This is a genomic window from Methylovulum psychrotolerans (genome assembly GCF_002923755.1).
Classification (GTDB): Bacteria; Pseudomonadota; Gammaproteobacteria; order Methylococcales; family Methylomonadaceae; genus Methylovulum; species Methylovulum psychrotolerans.
Window position 1 is genome coordinate 113,000 of the sequence record NZ_PGFZ01000005.1, and the last position, 20,139, is coordinate 133,138.

Here is a 20,139-nt window from a genome sequence, read left to right on the forward strand (position 1 = left end):
ATCTTAAACCTCGTGTCTTGGGTCGTCATGGGCTAACACGGCTTCGGTTTGCTCATGGCGAAAACTCACTAATGCGTCCCGATAATGGGTATGTTTGTTACTGATAATAGCCGCCGCCAGCAGGGCGGCGTTAATGGCCCCGGCTTTGCCGATGGCTAAGGTGCCGACCGGAATGCCCGCCGGCATCTGCACAATCGACAACAGCGAATCCATGCCGTTAAGGGCTTTGGATTGCACGGGTACGCCCAAAACCGGCAAGGTTGTTTTGGCGGCGGTCATGCCGGGTAAATGTGCCGCGCCGCCCGCGCCGGCGATGATGACTTCAAGGCCGCGGGCCTCGGCGGTTTCGGCGTAATGGAACAGCTTATCAGGTGTGCGGTGCGCTGAAACGACGGCCACTTCATAAGGGATACCTAGCTTAATTAAGGTTTCCTCGGTAAAGCACATGGTGTCCCAGTCAGAAGTCGAACCCATGATAATGCCTATTAATGCGGTCATGCTGACTCCTTGTTATTTATTTTTATCATTAAGGGCTGGTCTGGACAAAATTTAAAGTCGCGTAGTATCGCATAAAAGGCCGCTAAATGCGTTCAAAGTTGTCAACAAAATGATGCGATGCAGTGTCAACAAAAAGCATCCTGAAGGGTTGGCAGCACTCTAAAGTGAAGCGTTAACCTGTTTTAATGGGAGGGCAGGATGTCAGACACAGGCCTAAGGCACTCTTTTTGGCGCATCAATTGAAAATAGCAGTTGCTTTTATAAAAAATAAAGGTATACTATTCGGCTCTACAGTGGAGCGGTAGTTCAGTTGGTTAGAATACCGGCCTGTCACGCCGGTGGTCGCGGGTTCGAGTCCCGTCCGCTTCGCCATTACGTTTTCTCAGAGTGCCGTGTCGTTTACGGGTGTCGGGAAAAATGTAAATCCCCTTTAGAGCCTTCTGTAATATCCCCCCTTTTTCTTTTGGCCATTCGCTTATATTGACATGGCAAGACGCAACCAGCACAGTTTGGAAACCATTAAGGCAATGGTCTTATCAGCCGCCGAAACTCTGGTTATCGAGCAGGGCAGTTCCGCGTTGACTATCCGCAACATCGCCGCGCAAATCGGCTATACCGTGGGCAGTATCTATATGGCGTTTGACGATAGGGCTGATGTTATTGGCCACATCAACAGTCTGACTTTAGCCGAGCTAAACCGCCATTTACAACCCATTCCCAAACCGGATGTGCAAGCGCTCTGTCTGGCTTATGTTAGCTACGCCCATAGCCATTACCATCGTTGGCAGTTATGGTCAGAAACCCAAGCCCAAGATCAGGGCAACAAGCCCGTGTGTGTCGGCTATCAGGCGCAGGTTGATGCCTTAGTCGGGCTATTTGCGGCGCATTTGCCGGCAGGCTCTTCCCCATTATCCGCCAGAACCTTATGGGCGGGCATACAGGGCGTATGCACTGCCTTATTGACGGCACACGCAGACAGCGTTAAAGACACCGAAGCTTGTGCATTGCTGTTAGCCGCCCGTTTTTGCTAACTCTGCGTATGCTTGGGAATTCCTGGGATGGTTTGTTTAAAGTGCCTTTAAAGTGCGGTGGCGCAGGCTGAGCGACACTAGGAATGTCCCGACAAAAACCACCCCGCCCAACACTAACATGGCGGCAACCGGCCCGGTATCACGGGCGGCGGCCAACGAATAGCAGCCGACCCCAAGTAACATGGCGAGATTGTTAAAAAAACCTTGTAAAGCAACTGCACGTCCGCTGCCGATGGTTTCTTTACCCAATTCCTGCAAGATAGCGTTCACAGGCACAATAAACATTCCCCCCATCATACCGATAACCAGCAGGGCCGCCCGTGCCGTCAGCATGGTATCAGTAAAGCTTAAAGCCACCACGCCCAAGGCCATGCAATAAGAAGGGATTCTGGCGCGTTGGATATGGGCCATAGGGATTAGCCGTGGCACTACCGCCGAGCCGATAATAATGCCTATTGCCAAAAATAGGGTGAGGGTAGCGATTTCTGTGGTGTTTTGGGTCAGTAGCACCAACGGTGCCCAGGCAATCAAAATGACGCGCAAGGTCGCCGCTGCCAGCCAAAACAGGCCGCTGCCCAGCACAGCGAACGATGAGCCGGACAGGGTGAAAAACTGGCCGATTTCTTGGCTAAATGCGATGATTTTCGAGCCGGAGACGGATTTTTTAACGTCCCCTTTGGGTAGCAGCACGGTGACTAAGGCAGAAATGATAAATAAGGCCACACAGGCGAGCAATGCCCAATGGACTGAATAATCGGCTAGCTTTGCCCCTGCGAGCATTCCCAGCAAGATCGCCAGTATAGTGGAGCCTTCCATCAGGCTGTTAGCCTTAACTAACTGATCGTAATCGGCCAGTTCGGGTAAGATGCCGTATTTGACGGGGTTATAAATGGCCGCGCCAATGCCGACGACACTATAGGCCAAGATCGGTTCGACATCAAACAACAATAACGCGGCACCGCAGGCCTTCAGTAAATTGGCCAGCAAGAGGATTTTCGGTTTGGCATGGGTGTCGGCAATCTCGCCCGCCCACGGTGCAAGAATGACATAAGCCACCGTGAAGGCGCTTTGCACGGCGGGGATATACCACGTTTCGGTATGGGCGGATTTCATGACAATGGCAATCACGGTGAACAGTACGGCATTGTCGGCCAAGGCCGATAAAAATTGTGCCAGCAATAACGGGTAAATATGTTTATTCATGATGCTTGCTTTAACCTGTTGCGGTAGACTTTCGGTGGGAAGGGGGGTCATGGGTTGCCGGGTATTATGGGCATGGCATTTGCTAGATAGTCTGGCGTTAAGTGGGCGGCGCAACAACGACACAGGCTAACAGCCGACCTTGAAGCCAGATGGGCTTGTGTTGATTAATTGGCGGCGGCATCTATACTTATGGCTAGCTGTAAGATTTTAACGTTTACTTTCATCAGAGCAAATAGTAGCATCAATGGCTGTTTAGATAAGACTGCTATTTTTGTCTTGGCCAAGCCTGGGGCGGCGGTGTCCAAGCAGCGTCTACCGGATGCGGAAACCTGCCAAAAATTAAAAAATTCTTATATTATTTCATGCATTTATTTACACTTCTGGCGAAAACGCTGAAACGCTTTAAAACTACGGATCAACCAATGACGATTATTCAGGACTATGTCATTAGTGTCGCTTTAGCCAGTGATATTGGCTGCCAACGGCAAAATAATGAAGACGCCTTACAGTATCTTGCCTCCTCCACTGACCCGCGCACCGGTTTGGCTATTGTAGCCGACGGTATGGGCGGGCATAAGGCGGGCGAGGTGGCCAGTCAGGAAGCGGTGAGCGTTATTGCCCGGCACTGTCAGGACGGGTATTTTTTGACCCTTCCGCAAACCTTGGTGACGGCTTTCCAAGAAGCCAACCAAAAGATCAACAACTATGCCAATGAGCATTTTGAATGTCGGGGTATGGGTACGACAGCGACGGCGCTGATGATCAGCAATGGCTTGGGTTGCTATGGGCATGTCGGTGATACCCGCCTGTACCGCATTCGGGACGGGCAAATGGAGCAGCTGACCCAAGACCATACTTTGGTCGCACAAATGCAAGAATATGGCATGATTACCAAAGAGCAAGCGCGGATACATCCGAAAAAGAACATTTTGACCAATGCGTTAGGGACTAATCCCGATATTTTGGTGGATACCTCCGATGCGCCGTTCCCGATCCGTATCGGTGACATTTACCTGTTGTGTTCTGATGGCCTGGTCGATAAAGTGACCGATGAGGAGATGATGCTGATGTTAACCGATAACAGCCCCGAACAGGCGTGCAAGCTACTGGTTGATGCCGCTCTTGATAATGGAGGCAATGATAATATTTCGGTCATTGTTCTGGTTATTCAAAATAAGCATTGAGGTTAACCCGGCATGGTTATCAAAGATCTTGATGATTTATGTATGGGCTGCATGTCCATTAATAAAACGGCCTCCGTCTGTCCTGAATGCGGCTTTGACAAAAATACCCCGCCCAGTGCTTTCGTTTTGCCTTACCAGACCATTCTCAACAAAAAATTTTTGATTGGTAGGGTATTAGGCAAAGGCGGTTTTGGCATCACTTATCTGGCTTGGGATTTGGTTTTGCAAACTGCGGTGGCCATTAAGGAGTATATGCCGTCGACACTGGTAGGCCGTGAAAATAAACGGCTGGCAATTGTGGCGCATTCGCCGGAAGACCAAACCGAATTTGAGTATGGCCTTAAGCAGTTTTTGCAAGAAGCGCGTACCTTAGCGCAATTTAGCCATGCCAATGTCGTGCGTGTCAGGGAGTTTTTCCCCGCCAATAACACGGCGTATCTGGTCATGGATTATTATCGGGGCGTATCGTTGCAGCAGTTCTTGCAACAGAAAAACCAAAAACTGACTGAAGAAGAAGCCTTAAAGATTATGTTGCCGGTTTTAAACGGTTTAGGCCAGGTACATAAAAAAGGCTTTTTACACCGCGACATTAAACCCGACAATATCTATCTGGTGGATAAGGAGCATCCGGTGTTATTGGATTTTGGCGCGGCACGGAGTGCTTTTAGCCAAAAAAGCCTGTCGCTTTCGGTGATTCTGACACCGGGTTTTGCGCCATTTGAACAATACCTGTCGCGTAGCCATTTTACGCCTTCAACCGATATTTATTCGGTGGCGGCGACCATTTATTATATGGTCAGCGGTGTCAAGCCGCACGAGGCGACAGCTAGGCTGCAAAATGATCCGATGAAACATTTGGAAGTCTTAGAGCCGGGCTTAAGCCCGCAGTTTACCAAATCGATTATGTTGGCCTTGGAGGTTTATCCCGAAAAAAGGCCGCAAACTATTGAGGAATTCGAAAAACAACTGACCGAAAAAGCCGCCGCGCCGCCGCCGCCATTTGTGATGCCCCACGCCCCCGCTTATAAGCCTGCGCATAAGGCGGCACCGCCGCCGCCTTCTTCTTTGGAATCGGCAGGCTTACAATTGGATTTGGCACCGCTTGACAATACTTATCAGGGGGCGGGTAGCGGCAAGTATGAAACCTATTATTGTCCGCATTGCCAAACTAAAAACCTGATCCGTGAAGGCAAAACGTTTGCTGATGTCAAGTGCATCAAATGCCGTAGGTCGCCTAACGAAAAAACCAAGAAACGCTTGCCGTTGGTGACTTCCCTTAAAATAGGCGCGGTTATTTTGGTGTTATTGGTCGCCTATCGCTTCATTACCAGTGAGGTGTTGACCAATCCGACGGTACAAAGCCTAGTGGGGCCGTTGCTTTCCGATAGTGGCGGCAATTCGCCAGCCCCTTACTATAATCCCCCAGAAACGGTAAGGCCCTCTGCGCCGCCGACTAGAGTCGGGCAACTATTGCCCCCTGTAGAGGGTTTGCCTAGGGTGGCGCCGCCGTTTGCCATCACCGCTTGCGAAGGCAAGTCAGTACATGATAAATGTGTCGCCAATTCCCCCCGGCGGACATTGGCGGGTATCTGCGAAGAAGTTCGGGGCAGGCTGGCGTGTATCCCTAGCGGCCCCGACCATTGATACTGCTTTTGCTTAGCCCGCTTTTGCCAACGCCGTACCCGCCGGATAGTTGACCTTCCCCGTCGCTAACACCGGTATCGCATCAATTACCCGCACTTGCTTAGGCAGGCAAATTGCCGCCACGCCGCTGGACAGCCGCGCCAGTTCATTAGCCGTCGCTTGTTTCTGGGTAGTCAACAAAATAATTTGCTCGCCTTTTTTTGCGTCCGGCAAGCTGACTGCTGCGTGCATGGCATCAGGCCATGCCTTAGCGGCGATTTGTTCAACAACCGACAAAGACACCATTTCTCCGGCGATTTTGGCAAAGCGTTTGCTGCGTCCGCGAATGCTGATAAAGCCATCATCATCGACTTCGACAATATCGCCCGTGTCATGCCAGCCTAAGCCATAAATGGAGGTGGTGGGCTTTAATGTGCCGGGTGTTTCCGCCAACAAATACCCTAACATGATATTGGGGCCACGGACATGGAGCTGGCCGGCGCCGCTAATGCCTTCAATAGGTTCTAGGCGGTATTCCATATCGGGCATAAACCGCCCTACCGTACCCGCCTTATAATCCATCGGGGTATTGACCGCCAATACGGGCGCTGTTTCAGTCACGCCATAGCCTTCCAAAATACGGATGCCGAATTTATCGGCCCATAGCGCACGGGTGCTTTCTTGCAATTTTTCCGCCCCGGCCACCACATAACGCAAATTGTAAAAATCATAAGCATGGGCTTTTTTGCCATAAGCCGCAAAAAAAGTATTCGTCCCGAACATAATGGTGGCGCTGATTTCATAAGCAATTTCAGGGATCACGCTAAAATGCAGCGGGGTAGGGTAGAAAAATGTTGTCATACCGCTGAGCACCGGCAGTAAAGTGCCGACGGTGAAACCAAAAGAATGGAACATCGGCAAAAAATTCAGCACCACATCTTGCGGGTTAAAACTGATACGCGCGGCGATTTGCTGGTGGTTTGCCAGGATATTGCTGTGCGATAACACCACGCCTTTAGGCGTGCCTTCCGAACCGGAGGTGAACAGCACCACTGCCGGGTCATCCGGGCTAAATTGCTGGTGTTTGTACCAAAGCCCTGCCGTTTTACTTTGCAGCAAGGCTTTAAGCTTAGCCAACTTAGACATTTGTTGGGCGACATCTTCCAGATAAACCAATTTGACGTGGCTTGCCAGCTGCTCGGCCTCGGCAGAAAAATGCCCTAGCTCGATAAACCGCCGTGAAGTCAGCACCGTTTTAACATCGGCGACCGCACATGCCGATACCATGCCTGCCGAACCGGTCGAATAATTCAGCATCGCCGGAATTCGCCCATGTAACTGCAAGCCTAAGACCACACATAAGGTTTTGGTGGAGTTGGGCAGAAAAACCCCGACATGCTCGCCCGTCGCCGTTAAGCCGAGCAGGGCATTGCCTATGGCGATAGTACGCGTAATCAAGGTGTCATAAGATAGCGGTATCCGCTCCAAATCTTCGGCCATGGTATGTTTGCCGCCGTGGATAGTCCGCGCTTCTAACAAACGGGCGAACAGCGTTTGCCGATAAGGGCTAGTCTTAAACATCATGTCGGTCATGATGTCGGCAAGGATATGGCCGCTGTATTTGCGGCGGTTTTTGCCGCTGAGTTCCCGTTGGGCATGGATATGGGTGGGCGGTAAAATGTGCAGGGTGATTTTCGGAAACAGCCGTAAGCGGAAGATATTGCGCAGTTTGGAAAAATGCGTGTACTGTGCGCCTTCAATCCGTATCGGCAAAATCGCTGCGCCTGATTTGTCGGCGACCATACCGGTGCCGTCATAAATTTTCATTAACGATCCGGTGGCGGTAATCCGCCCTTCCGGAAAAATCACGGTTTTGCTGTTGGTTTGCAGGTATTGGATCAGGTTTTTTAAGGATAACGGGTGGGTAGGATCCATGGGAAAGACCTTGGACAACCCTAAAAACGGTTTTAGCCACCAGCGCTGGGAAATATGGGTATTAATGGCAAAGGTAATGTCATCGGGTAAAAATACGCCCAGTAACAACGGGTCTAAAAATGAAGTATGGTTGGCGATAATCAGCACCCGCTCACCCGCTTGGTGATAATGTTCCAAACCGGTTACTTCCACTTGGTAAATCAGGGTCAGTAGCTTATGTAAGAATTTTTTTAGCATTAATGGTCTCCTCCTCGGCACATTCTAGCAGATATTTGGGCTGGAGTTGGGGGAGTGTGTCGGGGTGGGAGGTTGGTGCGGCGTATTTGGGGAGCAGTAATGGGAGGATGGGGATGGGGGTAGTTGCCAAGTTCCGTAAACAACGCTTAGGCAGAGCCTTTACGGTCTTTGCCTAAGCGTTGATAACGTCAGAAAACTCGGCTAAAGCAGAGTGAATTTAGCTGCCGGCTTTAGGGAAGTTGTCGGCAATGTCTTTAGCGGCTTGGCTGCATACCGGGTGGCCCCAGCCGCTGGCGCTGGTGGAGCCGGTGATGTCATAAACGATATTGTCATCACTGTGGGTTGGATTGACACCTTTATAAACATGGTCAAGGTTTAATAATTTGCGGGTCTTCCAGGCAATATTGTGATCAGCGCAAGAAGAATCGCCGCTGACGCCGATACCGCCTAAGAGGTTGCCGGTCGCATCATAGAGTGCCAAGCCACCACCAAAAACGTTAACGCCGCCTATTTTCTGCCCAATCAATGGGTCGCTGACCGTGCCATAATTTTTCGAGGGGCCTTGATAAGCGGCAACCACATTCACAGGATTGCTTTCTTGTAAGCCAAACAAGCTGCCGCCGGGTTGGGTGGCGGAGTACAGATTGGCGGTGGAAAGCGCTAAGTGCGCTAAGCTAAACGCATTGGCCGTGTTGGCTTTTTGTGCGGAAATGACACGGCTGCCCGGCCATTGCCCACCTCGGTTAGGTGCGGTCATGGTGACTGCACAGACAATGCCGTCCCTATCGACAATGGTCGCCCACATGTTCAGGGAAAAACCGCCATTGGCTTCTTTTTGTGCCGTTGATAAGGCACTGCTTAAGGTAGTGTAATCAGGTAGGCTATTACAGCCTGCTAGGACGGCATTAGATGTTAAGGCCAACGTGCCGACAAGCAGTAAAGAGCGGATAGTTTTTTTCATGATAGTCCTCGCAATAGGTTAACTTTATTTTTTTTATTAAAACTATGGCCGGAAGTTATGACCAGGCGATAGAGTGAAGCATTTTTGGATGGCTTCACCATTAAGTCTAGTGTCTGGCCGGGCATTTGTCTATCGGCCTTAGCGCAATAAAAAATAACCTGATAACGGGGGAAGAATAGTGGGGCGGCTATTGCACGGAAAAACTTTCACCGCAGCCGCAAGTGCCGGTGACATTGGGATTGTTAAATTGAAAAGCTTCGTTAATGCCTTCGCGGCGGTAATCCAGTTCGATACCGTCTACCAAAGGCAGATCATCGGCCCCGACGATGACTTTCACGCCAAAACCTTCAAAAATAACATCATTTTCGGCCAGTTGGTCGGCATAGTCGAGCGCGTAGGCGTAACCGGAACAGCCAGATTTTCTGACCCCCAGTTTCAAGCCGATACCTTGGCCGCGTTTCGCCAATTGTTTTTGGATTTGCCGGGCGGCACTTTCGGTGAGGGAAACAGACATAACAAACTCCTATGCTTGGCGAACCAAGTCTTTTAAGACACTAATAAAATGAAAAACTTCCGCGTCGGTATTGGTTTTTCCTAAGCTGATACGCAAGGCACTTTTGGCGAACTGGGGTTCGACCGCCATTGCCAGTAACACCGGGCTGGGTTGGCCACCACCGCTGGCACAGGCCGAGCCGCTGGAAACGGCGATGCGGTGCTTGTCCAGCTTCATCAGCAGCATTTCCCCATCGCTATCCGGCAGGCCAAATTGGACGGTATTGGGTAGCCGTTCCGCCGCTTGGGCAAATACCGTTAAGCCGGGTATCTCAGCAAGGCCGGCTTCCAGTTGTGTGCGTAACGCGAAAAGCTGGCGGCTACGTTCGGCCAATTCAGCTTTGGCCAATTCGGCGGCTTTGCCAAAGCCGACAATGGCCGCGACATTTTCGCTGCCTGAGCGCAGATTGTATTCTTGGCCACCACCAACCAGTAAAGGCGTTATGGGGACGGCCTTATCAAAAACCAATGCCCCACAGCCTTTGGGGCCGTAAATTTTATGGCTGGAAAGGGATAGCAGGTGTACGCCCAATTGCCTAAACGATACGGGTATCTTGCCGACGGCTTGTACGGCATCGGTATGGATAATCCGCCCCTGATCACGCCATAATTGGGCATAACGGGCAATATCTTGGATAACGCCCGTCTCGTTATTTGCTAGCATTGCCGAAACCCATTGCGGTTGGCGGGCGGTGGTTAAGGGTAGGGCATGATCAAGCAACAGGCCTTGGCCGTCAACCGCCAAGCGCGTCAGTGCATGGCCTTGGTGGCTGAGCCGTAGGGCCGGTTCGGTGACAGACGGGTGTTCGGTGCTGGCAATTGCCAGTCCGGCACCGTTAGGAATACTACCCAAAGCCAAGTTATTGGCCTCGGTGCCGCCGCTGGTGAAGATGACCGAAGCGGCCGGCGCGTCGACCAAGGCCGCGACCTGTTCACGGGCCGTGTCGATGGCGCTTCTGACCAGCCGCCCTTGACGGTACAAGCTGGAGGGATTACCGTAAAACGTGGTCAAGAACGGCAACATGGCCGCCAGCACCCGTTCGTCCAGCGGGGTGGTGGCGTTATGGTCGAGATAGAGCATTTACTTAGGCGCTGGCGCTTAAGCGGTGGATCTCGATAATATGCTGCACATCTTGGTCTTGGCGTTTAGCAATTTCTTGGACTTGATGTTTGTCCAGCAATTCTGCCAAGGTGATGCTTTTTAAATATTCCCTGATTTGCTCGCTCAAGCCCATCCATAAATCATGGGTCAGGCAAGCCTGATGTTGTTGGCAATTTTCTTCACCGCCGCATTTGGTGGCGTCGACTTGCTCATCCACAGCGGCAATAATATCGGCGATATTAATATCGGCGGCTTCCCCGCACAGGGTATAGCCACCACCCGGGCCGCGCACCCCTTTGACCATGCCGGCCCGGCGTAAGCGGGCAAATAATTGCTCCAGATAGGAGAGTGAAATGGTTTGGCGGGCGGCAATTTCCGTCAACGTGACAGGCTTGATTTGGCTGTGAAAAGCCAAATCAAGCATAGCCGTCACTGCATAGCGACCTTTAGTAGTTAAGCGCACAAGACTATCCTTTTATGAATCCAGTTATGATTGGAGTTACTATACTTAACCTAGTGGAATAGTCAACTATTACCCTGCCATAAGTATGTGAATAAATCGCTGTCCGCCACTATTTTCGGGATTGGCATTGCTGTCCCAAGCCAGACCGTTAACATAAAAGACTTGATATACAGTTAATTAACTTTAGATAGCAATGACTTAAGCGCGTCTATATGGTTTTCTATCTGGGCTATTTTTTGGCCGGAAACCCGGTCGTCGCTCAAATAGGCTTGTGGTTGCCGGAGAATTTTTTTGAACGTTTGTAAGGCGAATTGTGTCTTAATCGCATTAATGGCTTTTTTATCGGGGCGGCTTGAGGCATAGAATTCGCCGATACGGATAGGCTTATATTCCAAACCGAGAGACAGGCACCAGTCCGTCCATTTAAAGTTGTTGATATGACGGGAGCAAACAGGCACCCAAGGAACGCGTAAGGTATCGGCAACAATTGCCCCGTGCATGGCTTCGGTAATGAGCAAGTCTGATGCGGCGATCGCTGAAGAGATAGCCGCCACGTCCTGGCCTCTTGGCGAAATATAATGAATATCCAGCTTTTGGCAAACGGTTTGCCAAAAATCACTCGCCGCTACCGAGTCGATATGGGGCATAAAAGACACGCGATGGATCTTATGGGCGGGTTCGATATAATTGCGTAGCAAGATGGCGGGGTCGGTTACCGCATAAGAAGGGTCTATTCTCAGTGCCTTGGCCGTCAACGGGCCGCGGACAAAAGAGATGGCATACTGGCTGTCGATCAGCACTGGAGAGCCGTAACCTGTACCTACGCCGAAAATGATTTTTTGCGGCGCCGGAGGGATACGGTCATCAAGAATAGTGCCGATACCATAAAAAAGTCGGGATTCTTGATTGTTAACTTGTTGAAACTCAATCCCATGCAAACAGTAGCCACGGATGAGCCCGGTAAATATTTTTGGCCATAGCCATTTATTTAATTCGTCGCCATAATTGCCATTTAGGGCTTGATAATGAACTATTTTCATCTTTCTGTAATGTACCTTCGGTCGTGTTGTCAATGATAACGGCTAAATGAGGTTTTTTCTTAAGTAACCATTTTGGAAAAGCGCATAAAATAGCAGCAGGCCAGCATTGCTTGTTGCCTGTGCAACAGCGGGTTGTAAAAAAAACGCAATTTCTTTAATAAAGACAAAAAGATAAATTTCGGCCTATAAATTGATTGCTAAAAGTTGTATCATTATTCGATACGGATAAGGCGCGGCCAATTCATAATTTAAGGGCAGAAAAAAACATAAAAGCCGGCCTGTTTTTGTGTCCCTATCTTAAAAGCAGCTTGTTTTTAGTTGATGTTAAACCTCATTGATTATGAAAGCCATAGTTTTAAGTGCCCTAACCATAAAAAATATAGGGCTTATTAAGCTTTAATGCTATTAAATAGAATTATGGCTTTCATATTGGTCTTGATGATGTTGCCCGTTTAGATGTTTTTTTCGTAAAAATAAGGCAGAATCGGCTATTTTGTGAAATATATCACTACTTTTTAGGTGATATTTAATATTTTTTGGCATTTTTTTTTGTTAACATGGCTACGGCTGGATTGAGCCAGAACATGAACCTGAGCAGGCTAATTAGGGAGGTGAGCATGAAATGGCAAATTTATTTCATGCGCCGTGCGAAAGTCAAAATGCTTTCAAATGGCCTCTATTGGATGCTGCCTTCAGACTATTTTGACGCTATCTTTAATGGCATTTGCCCTATCTGGCACAATAATGCCCTGTAACTCCCCAATAAAAAACAGACTTTGCTGATAAAGCAAAGTTGTCTCTGAATGTATGAGGACAACGTTATGCAAACTCCTACCCATACCCAATCCCAGCCGACTTATCATCCTGACACCGCCGTTATCGGACTGACTTACCAAATGGTCATACAGGGCCGCAGTTATACAGGGACAGTCGAGAATATCAGCCTAAACGGCGCATTTTTAACACACCCCGGCGTTGAGCTGACGCTTAGGGAGATTGCTGATGTCGGCGATATTGAAATTGTGTTTAACGTAGAAAGGTTAGCGTTGAAATGTGAAGCGGTTTACACCTCACCTTTAAGCAATAAAACGTTTCCGGCAGGTATCGCCGTGGTTTTTTGTGATCTTGACGCGGCAACTAACCATGCGGTGGCAAAATTAACTGCTTTAGTGGGCCGCTTTAATATTAAAGAATACCTGTGTTCATTGGAGAAAATCCCCCCTGAAGATTTCTGATGAGCCATGTTGACTCTATTTTCGTCTGAAAATTAATAGTATTATTTGATTTTATTGGTATTATGTAATAGCGGCCAATAATATTGGCCGTATCCCCGCCTTTCCTTAACTGCCCAGGATACTGTCATGTACTCTATACTCGAAGATTTGAACAATGCCTGTAGTAATATTGAAGCGTCTGCCCTGATCTCAACTGATGGTATGGTTATTGCCTCGGTTTTGCCTAAGGGTATGAATGAGGATACCTTTGGTGCGGTGAGCGCCGCGCTCAATTCGGTGGGCATCCAAAGTATCCGTGACCTTGCCGATGGCGTTTTGGAGCAAATTATGGTGAAAAGCTCCAGAAATTACATCCTGATGACTCAAGCGGGTGAAGAATTGGTATTGACCGTTATCATGAAATCACATACTGAATTGGAGCATGTTATATCAAATGTTAAAAATGCCGTTGAAAAAATGCTGCTCGTTGCCTAATCACTCTTTGGAAAAGTTTTTATTATGATCGGTTCGGTTTGGACGGCAACTTCGGGCCTCTCGGCTTGAGGTTGCTTTTTTTTGCCTGTTGTCCAGGAAATACTCTCTTGCCTTAAGAAAACACAACTTTTATCCCGCGCTTTTATGGGATAATCTGGGCTTTCCATTTTTTACGTTGTGACCAGCCATGAATTATCCTACCATCGAATCTTTTGTCGGCAATACGCCTTTAGTTAGGCTGCAACGGTTGCCGGGCCTTACCTCCAACACCATCCTTGTTAAACTCGAAGGCAATAACCCCGCCGGCTCCATTAAAGACCGTGCTGCCCTGAGCATGATTAAATATGCCGAGGCGAGGGGTGACATCAAACCAGGCGACCGCCTTATCGAAGCGACCAGCGGCAATACCGGTATTGCCTTGGCGATGGCGGCGGCAATCAAAGGCTATAAGATGACCTTGATTATGCCCGATAATATGAGCGAAGAGCGCAGGGCCTCAATGAAGGCTTATGGGGCGGAGATTATTCTGACGCCTGCGGCGGGCAGTATGGAAGCGGCAATTGATTTGGCCAACAGCATGGAAGCGCAAGGTCTGGGTAAAATTCTTAACCAATTCGCTAATCCCGACAATCCGCGTGCCCATTATGAAAGCACAGGCCCTGAAATTTGGCGCGATACCCAAGGGCAGATTACCCATTTTGTCAGTGCCATGGGCACGACAGGTACTATTATGGGCAATTCACGTTTTCTTAAAGAGCAAAACCCCGCTATTCAAATCATCGGTGTGCAGCCAGAGGGCGATGCGAAAATCCCCGGCATCCGCCGTTGGCCGCAAGCGTATTTGCCCAAAATTTACCAAGCCGATAGGGTTGACCGTATTATTGGTATGGGACAAGCGTTGGCCGAACAAACTACCCGCGCTTTGGCCGCTGAAGAAGGTATATTTGCGGGCATCTCTTCGGGTGGGGCGGTCGCGGCCGCGTTACAATTGTCCGCCGGGCTTGAAAATGCGGTGATTGTGGCGATTGTTTGCGACCGTGGTGACCGCTACCTATCGACAGGCGTGTTTCCTGGTTGACGGTTGCCCATCTTTTGCATGGTATTGCCTCCCGCTATGGCTACTTGTAGGCACAGCGGGTATCCTCAGAAGCCCTTCTTCCTAAAACTTCCCTAAAGACTTCTAAAATCGCTTTTCCCACTAACCTATCCGTAAAACTTAAGCATGGCCCGTACCCGAAACAAAACCCGTAAATTACCCGATCAGCCCGTTACCGTCACTATCGAATCGTTAGCCCATGATGGCCGTGGGGTCGCCCATGTCGATGGCAAAGTGATTTTTATTGATGAGGCTTTGCCTGGCGAAGCCGTAGAGTTTATCTATACCGACAGCCGTAAAGACTATGCCGAAGGCAAGGTGGTTACGTTATTAAGCCGTGCCGCTGACCGTGTCGAGCCTCTTTGTGCGCATTATGGCACTTGCGGCGGCTGTAGTTTCCAGCATGTCGAATCGGCGGCGCAAATCCGTATTAAGCAGGATTTGCTGCTGGAGCAATTCAAACGGATCGGTAAAGTGACCATCCCCGAATTATGGGAGCCTTTGCAAGGCCCGCATTGGGGTTATCGGCGTAAGGCACGGATGGGGGTTAAATATGTTGCCAAGAAAGGTCGGGTATTGGTCGGCTTTCGGGAAAGGCGGCATCAGTATTTGGCGGAACTTGACAGTTGTGTAGTTATGCACCCCTTAGTAGGGACGCGCTTGCTGGCTTTAGGCGAGATGATAGCGGGGCTGTCGATACGCGAACAAATCCCGCAAATTGAAGTCGCTATCGGTGATGACAGTTGTGTTTTGGCGGTACGCGTACTCACCCCGCCCAGTGCGGAAGATATTGAAAAAATGCGCCGCTTTGCCCATGCCGAAAGCATTAGCCTGTGTTTGCAAAGCAAAGGCCCCGATACCATAACGCCTCTACCGGGGGAGCCGGAAATCCCTTTAAGCTATCGGCTTCCTGATCAAGGGTTGGAGTTTCTCTTTCGCCCGGCCATGTTTACCCAAGTGAACTATGACATTAACCGGCAAATGATTAACCGTGTTTTGGCGGCATTGGATTTAAATGCCAACGATCAGGTGTTGGATTTATTCTGTGGGTTGGGTAACTTTACGCTGCCGATGGCGACCTTGGCAGGGCATGTGGTCGGCATTGAAGGCGACCAGCCCTTAGTTAATCATGCCAAAGCCAATGCTGCCCATAATGGCATTGCTAATGTGGAGTTTTATGCTGCCGACTTAAGCAAAGACGTTAGCGACCAGCCGTGGGCAATGCGCAAATACAATAAGATCCTGCTGGACCCTTCGCGGGCGGGTGCGTCTGAGGTGTTGCCTAATATTGCCAGATGGCAACCGGAGCAAATTGTTTACGTCTCTTGCAACCCATCAACGCTGGCCCGCGATGCCGGTATTTTAGTTAATGAGCTGGGTTATCGGTTAATTAGGGTCGGGGTTATGGATATGTTCCCGCAGACGGGACATGTCGAGTCTATGGCATTGTTTAAAAAGGCCTAGTTGTTTTTAGAAAACTGAAAACGCTCTGCGTATCCTGACGGAGACGCAGATTTTAGCCAATAAAGGCTTTTTTTGACCATTCTTAGTGCGCTTAGTGCGCCAATATAAAGCGTATGCGTGTTTATATGCCTATTTGTCTAAAAATGGCGACGAAATGAATTTGGCATTTATCCGGCTCAGCCTTGCAAGCTTCCGATGTGTTTTATGCCCGTTCCTTGCGGTAACTTACCATAGGAACATTGGCCATAGTTGCTTAAGTGTTGGTCGGGTGTTTGTTAATATGCAGCTGCATAAAATAGCGCGGAATAATCTTTTTAGTTTCGCCTAATTAGTCGCCAAAATAATAACGTTAGGTTGCTTGGCGGCTTTTTTGCCGATTTTCTATGCTTGTAAAGGAATTGTCATACTTAACAAGTAGTCTATAACGCTAAAAGATGAGGGAAACGCTAAGGTAAATCGTTTGGTTTGAGGTTTTTATGGCCTAAATTTGGTTAGGCTGTTGGTTTTGCCATTCCATAACATGATGGAATGTATATTGCTTTGTCATTTACGCGCATCCCAATTTTCACAATTACCTCCCATTCAAGTCACCGGGCTTTTTTGATGCTAACCTCGCTTGCGACATCTCCCCCTCGTCAAGGATACTGCTAGTTTTAGTGCCATTGGGATGCCCTTAACATGCTTCGTTTTCTATTTTTTGTAATTCACGATATTTTATGGCTGCAAATTTTCAAAATTATCTTCTCCAAACGGGTACCGCTTTACATGAAACTGATGATACGTTTGCCTTTGCCTTAGCCGATTGGAATGGCGATGGTCGGCCTGATTTGTTTAATATCAAAAAAAGTAATACGGGTACGGGCATGACCGAAGTCAGTATTTTATCGGGCGCTTCCGGTTTTCAGGAGTATCTGCTGCAAACCGCGACAGATTTACATCAAACCGACCATACCTTTGTCTTTGCCGTTGCCGATTGGAATAACGATGGCTGGCCAGATCTGTTTATCATTAAAAAAAGCAACACGGGTACGGGCAGTACCGAAGTGAGCATTTTATCTGGTGCCAGCAATTTTCAGCGGTATTTATTGCAAACCGGTACACCTTTGCACCAAACCGATGACACGTTTACTTTCGCTGTGGCGGACTATACGGGTGACGGCAAACCAGATTTGTTTATTATCAAAAAAAGCGGGACGGGTACGGGCCGCACCGAAGTGAGCATTTTGTCCGGCGCATCCAACTACCAAGAGTATTTGCTGCAAACCGGTACCCCTCTACATCAGACCGATGCTAATTTTGATTTTGCGGTGGCAGATTGGAACGGTGACGGCTGGCCAGATTTGATTGTCATCAAAAAAAGCCACACGGGTACGGGTAGCACCGAAGTGAGTGTTTTGTCCGGTGCCAGCAATTTCCAACAGTATTTACTGCAAACCGGTACGCCCCAGCATGAGACCGACCATAAGTTTGCTTTTGCCGTGGCGGCTTGGGATAGGCAAGGCAACACCGATTTGGCGGTGATCAAGAAAAACCAAACCGGTACCGGCAGGACAGAGATTAGCATAATGCGCTAAGCGTACAGAAAGCGGAAAGGGCAGGTGGTGTCGGCGCATGGCCTGATGAAAAGGTTTCGGTCGCGCCACGGATGGGTGATAATAGCCACCTCATCCACCACTTCCCAGACCGAGCGTTATGGCTTATCTTTCGTCATCCCCGCCCGATAGCTTTATTGATATCGCTATTGCCAGCCAGCAACTGCGGCTGATCGAAAACCAGCAAATCATCCGAACGTATCCGGTCTCCACCGCCCAAAAAGGCCTGGGGGAACTCAAGGGCAGTTATTGTACGCCTAGAGGGTGGCATAAGATCCGCGCCAAAATTGGTGCCGGGCAACCGCTGAACGCCGTTTTTATCGGCAGACGCGCCACTGGCGAAATCTATAATGATACCCTTAAGCAACAGCACCCGGAACGCGACTGGATACTTACCCGCATTTTGTGGTTAGGCGGTTTGGAACCTGGACGTAACCGCTATGGCAATGTCGATACCGCTTGGCGGTACATTTACCTACACGGGACCCCTGATGAACGGATGAACGGCTTACCGGAATCTCACGGCTGTATCCGTATGCACAATGCCGATATCGCCGATTTATTCGATTGTGTCGAAGCTGGCATTTGCGTTTATATTCATGAATAAGCCGCTAGGGTTTAGACAGGTAAGGCCATCCGCACCGTGTGGGTAGCGTGGTTTTTAATGCCTGGACGATAAGTTGCTGGGCAACCAGTTTGATGAGGGTTGATGGCCTGTGCCGATGGCTGTTTTTATATGGTTTTTTACCTTGCTGATTGCCTTGGAAACGGCTTCGCCCTCTGACATTGACCACACTTTTGAAGGCATGCAAGGGCCTGCTTCGGTAGGTATATGGGCATGATGGCTGACCTCAAAACCGTAGGGGGTGTTGATGCGGACAGAACTTTTATAGAGTTTGATTTTAACGATGGGCTGTAAATGATTTTTACCCACATCCAGAACCACCACCATTTCTTTTAGAAAGCGGCAAGAATCTGTTACGGTTTCATTTTTGTCGGTTATCGTCAGCACTTTATAACCTGCCATAATGGCCTCCCGAATACGGATGGTATTCTCTTAATGCCAGCATTTAGCTAGCTACAAATGTCTCCCCATTAGGTTAACAATAAAATAGCCGAAAAAATATTAAGTAGTACCTATAAAAAAAGTAATTTTTCACAAAATTGTATTAAAAAAATCAAAAAATAATGTCATGTAGCTGTTTTTAAAAGAAAAATTTAATTTTTTTAGCATAAAAAAAGAACCCTAAAAATAAGCTTTTCGGGTTCTTTTTTTATGAATTTATGCTTGTTTTTTCAAATAACGCCTTACTTAGCGGTTTAATCAGGCAAATTTGTCGGGTAGCCAGCCGCGTTCCACGCTATCCCGAAAACACCACGCCGGCGTCGTTTCAGTTTTGTAGCTCCAGAAAAACCAGCCCAGATATTTTTCAAAGGTGATCAGTTGGGCGCTGGCGTGGGCGCGGTAGGCGACATCGGTTTGGAAGCTGTCAAGACCTTCTAATGCATGGTTAAAAGGCCCGGTTGCCCATAGTGATACGACCCGCAAATCGATGCCTAAGCTCCATTCGCCGACCACCGTCGAGACGCCACGGTCACGGTTAATCGCGTCGGCTTCGTTGTTCCATTCGACCACGGACTTTTCGATATGGCCTTGCACGTCCAGGTCAATGTCTTCACGGACAAAGCATTGGTAACGGTGGATGTCGAAAATTACGTTGGAAAACGTCGGCTCGGCCATAAAGCCGCTGTACTCGGTATAAGACCGGAAACCGTCATGGAACATCACCGCCACCTGTTCGGGCGGGCAATGGCTGCGGATGCGCCGGTAGGCTTCGGTATTGTAGTGTTGCAAAAATGCGGTAGGAATGTCCCAACGCGGCTCATTTAACACTTCAATGGCATGGAGGGCAGGGCTGTGATGGTAACGTGCCGCCAGCCGCTCCAAAACGCTTAAAGAATGGTCTATATAAGCGGTTTGGGTATGCCATTCGCACACATCTTTGATGCCGCCATTGTCAAAGCCATTTTGGCAACCTGGGGCGGCATGTAGATCCAAGACAATATGCAGGCCAAGTTCTTCGGCCCAAACAAATGCCCGATCCAGTATGGCAATGCCGCCTTGTACAAAGGGGTATGGCTTATCGCCGTAAGCGGGATGGTACGGGTAGTCGGGGCCAAAAATCCAATGCCCCACCGGAATACGTACGGCGTTAAGGCCCCGCGCGGCTATCCAGGCAAAATCGTCACGGGTGATGAAGGTGTTCCAGTGCCGGGTCAGTGCGGCTTCGGCCTTATCGCCTAATTCAACACAATACGAGGTTTCGTCGGTAGCGGCTAGTTCCTCAAAGAGGCTGGGTACCATCCATTTTTCAATGACCAGCCAACTGCCAAGATTAACCCCGCGCAATTTTTTGCCCAATGGGTTGGTGAAAGTGGTGTGCATGTT

At 49.2% G+C, this 20,139-nt stretch carries 20 protein-coding genes and 1 tRNA gene; 11 read left to right on the forward strand and 10 right to left on the reverse strand.

Annotated elements, in window-relative coordinates; all coding sequences use genetic code 11:
- Positions 1-3: 3 nt before the first annotated feature.
- On the reverse strand, positions 4-498 hold the full coding sequence (gene purE / locus AADEFJLK_RS12380; RefSeq protein ID WP_088618853.1) for a 5-(carboxyamino)imidazole ribonucleotide mutase: 495 nt from the start codon (positions 496-498) through the stop codon (positions 4-6).
- Between the two features lie 295 nt (positions 499-793).
- Between purE and AADEFJLK_RS12385 the strand changes: the two genes are divergently transcribed.
- Positions 794-870: transfer RNA gene (locus AADEFJLK_RS12385), tRNA-Asp, on the forward strand.
- Positions 871-983: 113 nt separating this feature from the next.
- Positions 984-1,529 carry a TetR/AcrR family transcriptional regulator gene (locus AADEFJLK_RS12390; protein ID WP_103974502.1) on the forward strand — a complete coding sequence of 182 codons (546 nt, stop codon included), beginning with the start codon at positions 984-986 and terminating at the stop codon, positions 1,527-1,529.
- A 36-nt stretch (positions 1,530-1,565) separates the two neighbouring features.
- Here AADEFJLK_RS12390 and lplT read toward each other — a convergent pair whose 3' ends face one another.
- Entirely contained in the window at positions 1,566-2,732 is a 1,167-nt protein-coding gene (gene lplT / locus AADEFJLK_RS12395) for a lysophospholipid transporter LplT (RefSeq protein ID WP_088618855.1), read from the reverse strand.
- Positions 2,733-3,154: 422 nt separating this feature from the next.
- Between lplT and AADEFJLK_RS12400 the strand changes: the two genes are divergently transcribed.
- Positions 3,155-3,916 (forward strand): Stp1/IreP family PP2C-type Ser/Thr phosphatase, encoded by a 762-nt coding sequence (locus AADEFJLK_RS12400; protein ID WP_157679056.1) that lies wholly within the window; start codon positions 3,155-3,157, stop codon positions 3,914-3,916.
- Positions 3,917-3,928: 12 nt separating this feature from the next.
- The gene (locus tag AADEFJLK_RS12405) at positions 3,929-5,560 is read left to right on the forward strand and encodes a serine/threonine protein kinase (RefSeq protein WP_103974503.1); all 1,632 of its coding nucleotides are present in this window, start codon (positions 3,929-3,931) and stop codon (positions 5,558-5,560) included.
- Positions 5,561-5,572: 12 nt separating this feature from the next.
- Here AADEFJLK_RS12405 and AADEFJLK_RS12410 read toward each other — a convergent pair whose 3' ends face one another.
- From AADEFJLK_RS12410 to AADEFJLK_RS12435, 6 genes are all read right to left on the reverse strand, one after another.
- On the reverse strand, positions 5,573-7,711 hold the full coding sequence (locus tag AADEFJLK_RS12410; protein WP_103974504.1) for an AMP-binding protein: 2,139 nt from the start codon (positions 7,709-7,711) through the stop codon (positions 5,573-5,575).
- A gap of 217 nt (positions 7,712-7,928) precedes the next feature.
- Entirely contained in the window at positions 7,929-8,672 is a 744-nt protein-coding gene (locus AADEFJLK_RS12415; RefSeq protein WP_088618859.1) for a GlcG/HbpS family heme-binding protein, read from the reverse strand.
- 187 nt (positions 8,673-8,859) lie between these two features.
- Positions 8,860-9,186: a HesB/IscA family protein gene (locus AADEFJLK_RS12420; protein ID WP_088618860.1), complete on the reverse strand. Its 327-nt coding sequence runs from the start codon at positions 9,184-9,186 to the stop codon at positions 8,860-8,862.
- Positions 9,187-9,195: 9 nt separating this feature from the next.
- Positions 9,196-10,305, reverse strand: a complete 1,110-nt coding sequence (locus AADEFJLK_RS12425) for a cysteine desulfurase family protein (RefSeq protein ID WP_103974505.1) — start codon at positions 10,303-10,305, stop codon at positions 9,196-9,198.
- Positions 10,306-10,309: 4 nt separating this feature from the next.
- On the reverse strand, positions 10,310-10,789 hold the full coding sequence (gene iscR / locus AADEFJLK_RS12430) for a Fe-S cluster assembly transcriptional regulator IscR (RefSeq protein WP_088618862.1): 480 nt from the start codon (positions 10,787-10,789) through the stop codon (positions 10,310-10,312).
- Between the two features lie 173 nt (positions 10,790-10,962).
- A complete protein-coding gene (locus tag AADEFJLK_RS12435) occupies positions 10,963-11,829 on the reverse strand; it encodes a polysaccharide pyruvyl transferase family protein (RefSeq protein WP_088618863.1) in 867 nt (288 codons plus the stop codon).
- 617 nt (positions 11,830-12,446) lie between these two features.
- Here AADEFJLK_RS12435 and AADEFJLK_RS24510 point away from each other — a divergent pair.
- From AADEFJLK_RS24510 to AADEFJLK_RS12470, 7 genes are all read left to right on the forward strand, one after another.
- Positions 12,447-12,584: a hypothetical protein gene (locus tag AADEFJLK_RS24510; RefSeq protein WP_170065104.1), complete on the forward strand. Its 138-nt coding sequence runs from the start codon at positions 12,447-12,449 to the stop codon at positions 12,582-12,584.
- A 66-nt stretch (positions 12,585-12,650) separates the two neighbouring features.
- Positions 12,651-13,064: a PilZ domain-containing protein gene (locus AADEFJLK_RS12445; RefSeq protein WP_088618864.1), complete on the forward strand. Its 414-nt coding sequence runs from the start codon at positions 12,651-12,653 to the stop codon at positions 13,062-13,064.
- 126 nt (positions 13,065-13,190) lie between these two features.
- Positions 13,191-13,538 (forward strand): roadblock/LC7 domain-containing protein, encoded by a 348-nt coding sequence (locus AADEFJLK_RS12450; protein WP_103974508.1) that lies wholly within the window; start codon positions 13,191-13,193, stop codon positions 13,536-13,538.
- Positions 13,539-13,725: 187 nt separating this feature from the next.
- Positions 13,726-14,616, forward strand: a complete 891-nt coding sequence (gene cysM, locus AADEFJLK_RS12455; protein ID WP_088618866.1) for a cysteine synthase CysM — start codon at positions 13,726-13,728, stop codon at positions 14,614-14,616.
- Positions 14,617-14,760: 144 nt separating this feature from the next.
- Positions 14,761-16,098: a 23S rRNA (uracil(1939)-C(5))-methyltransferase RlmD gene (rlmD, locus tag AADEFJLK_RS12460; RefSeq protein ID WP_103974509.1), complete on the forward strand. Its 1,338-nt coding sequence runs from the start codon at positions 14,761-14,763 to the stop codon at positions 16,096-16,098.
- Positions 16,099-16,814: 716 nt separating this feature from the next.
- A complete protein-coding gene (locus tag AADEFJLK_RS12465) occupies positions 16,815-17,672 on the forward strand; it encodes an FG-GAP repeat domain-containing protein (RefSeq protein ID WP_103974510.1) in 858 nt (285 codons plus the stop codon).
- A 118-nt stretch (positions 17,673-17,790) separates the two neighbouring features.
- Positions 17,791-18,297: a L,D-transpeptidase gene (locus AADEFJLK_RS12470; protein WP_103974511.1), complete on the forward strand. Its 507-nt coding sequence runs from the start codon at positions 17,791-17,793 to the stop codon at positions 18,295-18,297.
- A gap of 54 nt (positions 18,298-18,351) precedes the next feature.
- Here the strand turns inward: AADEFJLK_RS12470 and AADEFJLK_RS12475 are convergent, their stop codons facing one another.
- Entirely contained in the window at positions 18,352-18,717 is a 366-nt protein-coding gene (locus AADEFJLK_RS12475) for a hypothetical protein (RefSeq protein WP_088618870.1), read from the reverse strand.
- Between the two features lie 297 nt (positions 18,718-19,014).
- On the reverse strand, positions 19,015-20,136 hold the full coding sequence (locus tag AADEFJLK_RS12480) for a glycoside hydrolase family 5 protein (RefSeq protein ID WP_103974512.1): 1,122 nt from the start codon (positions 20,134-20,136) through the stop codon (positions 19,015-19,017).
- Between the last annotated feature and the right edge of the window lie 3 nt (positions 20,137-20,139).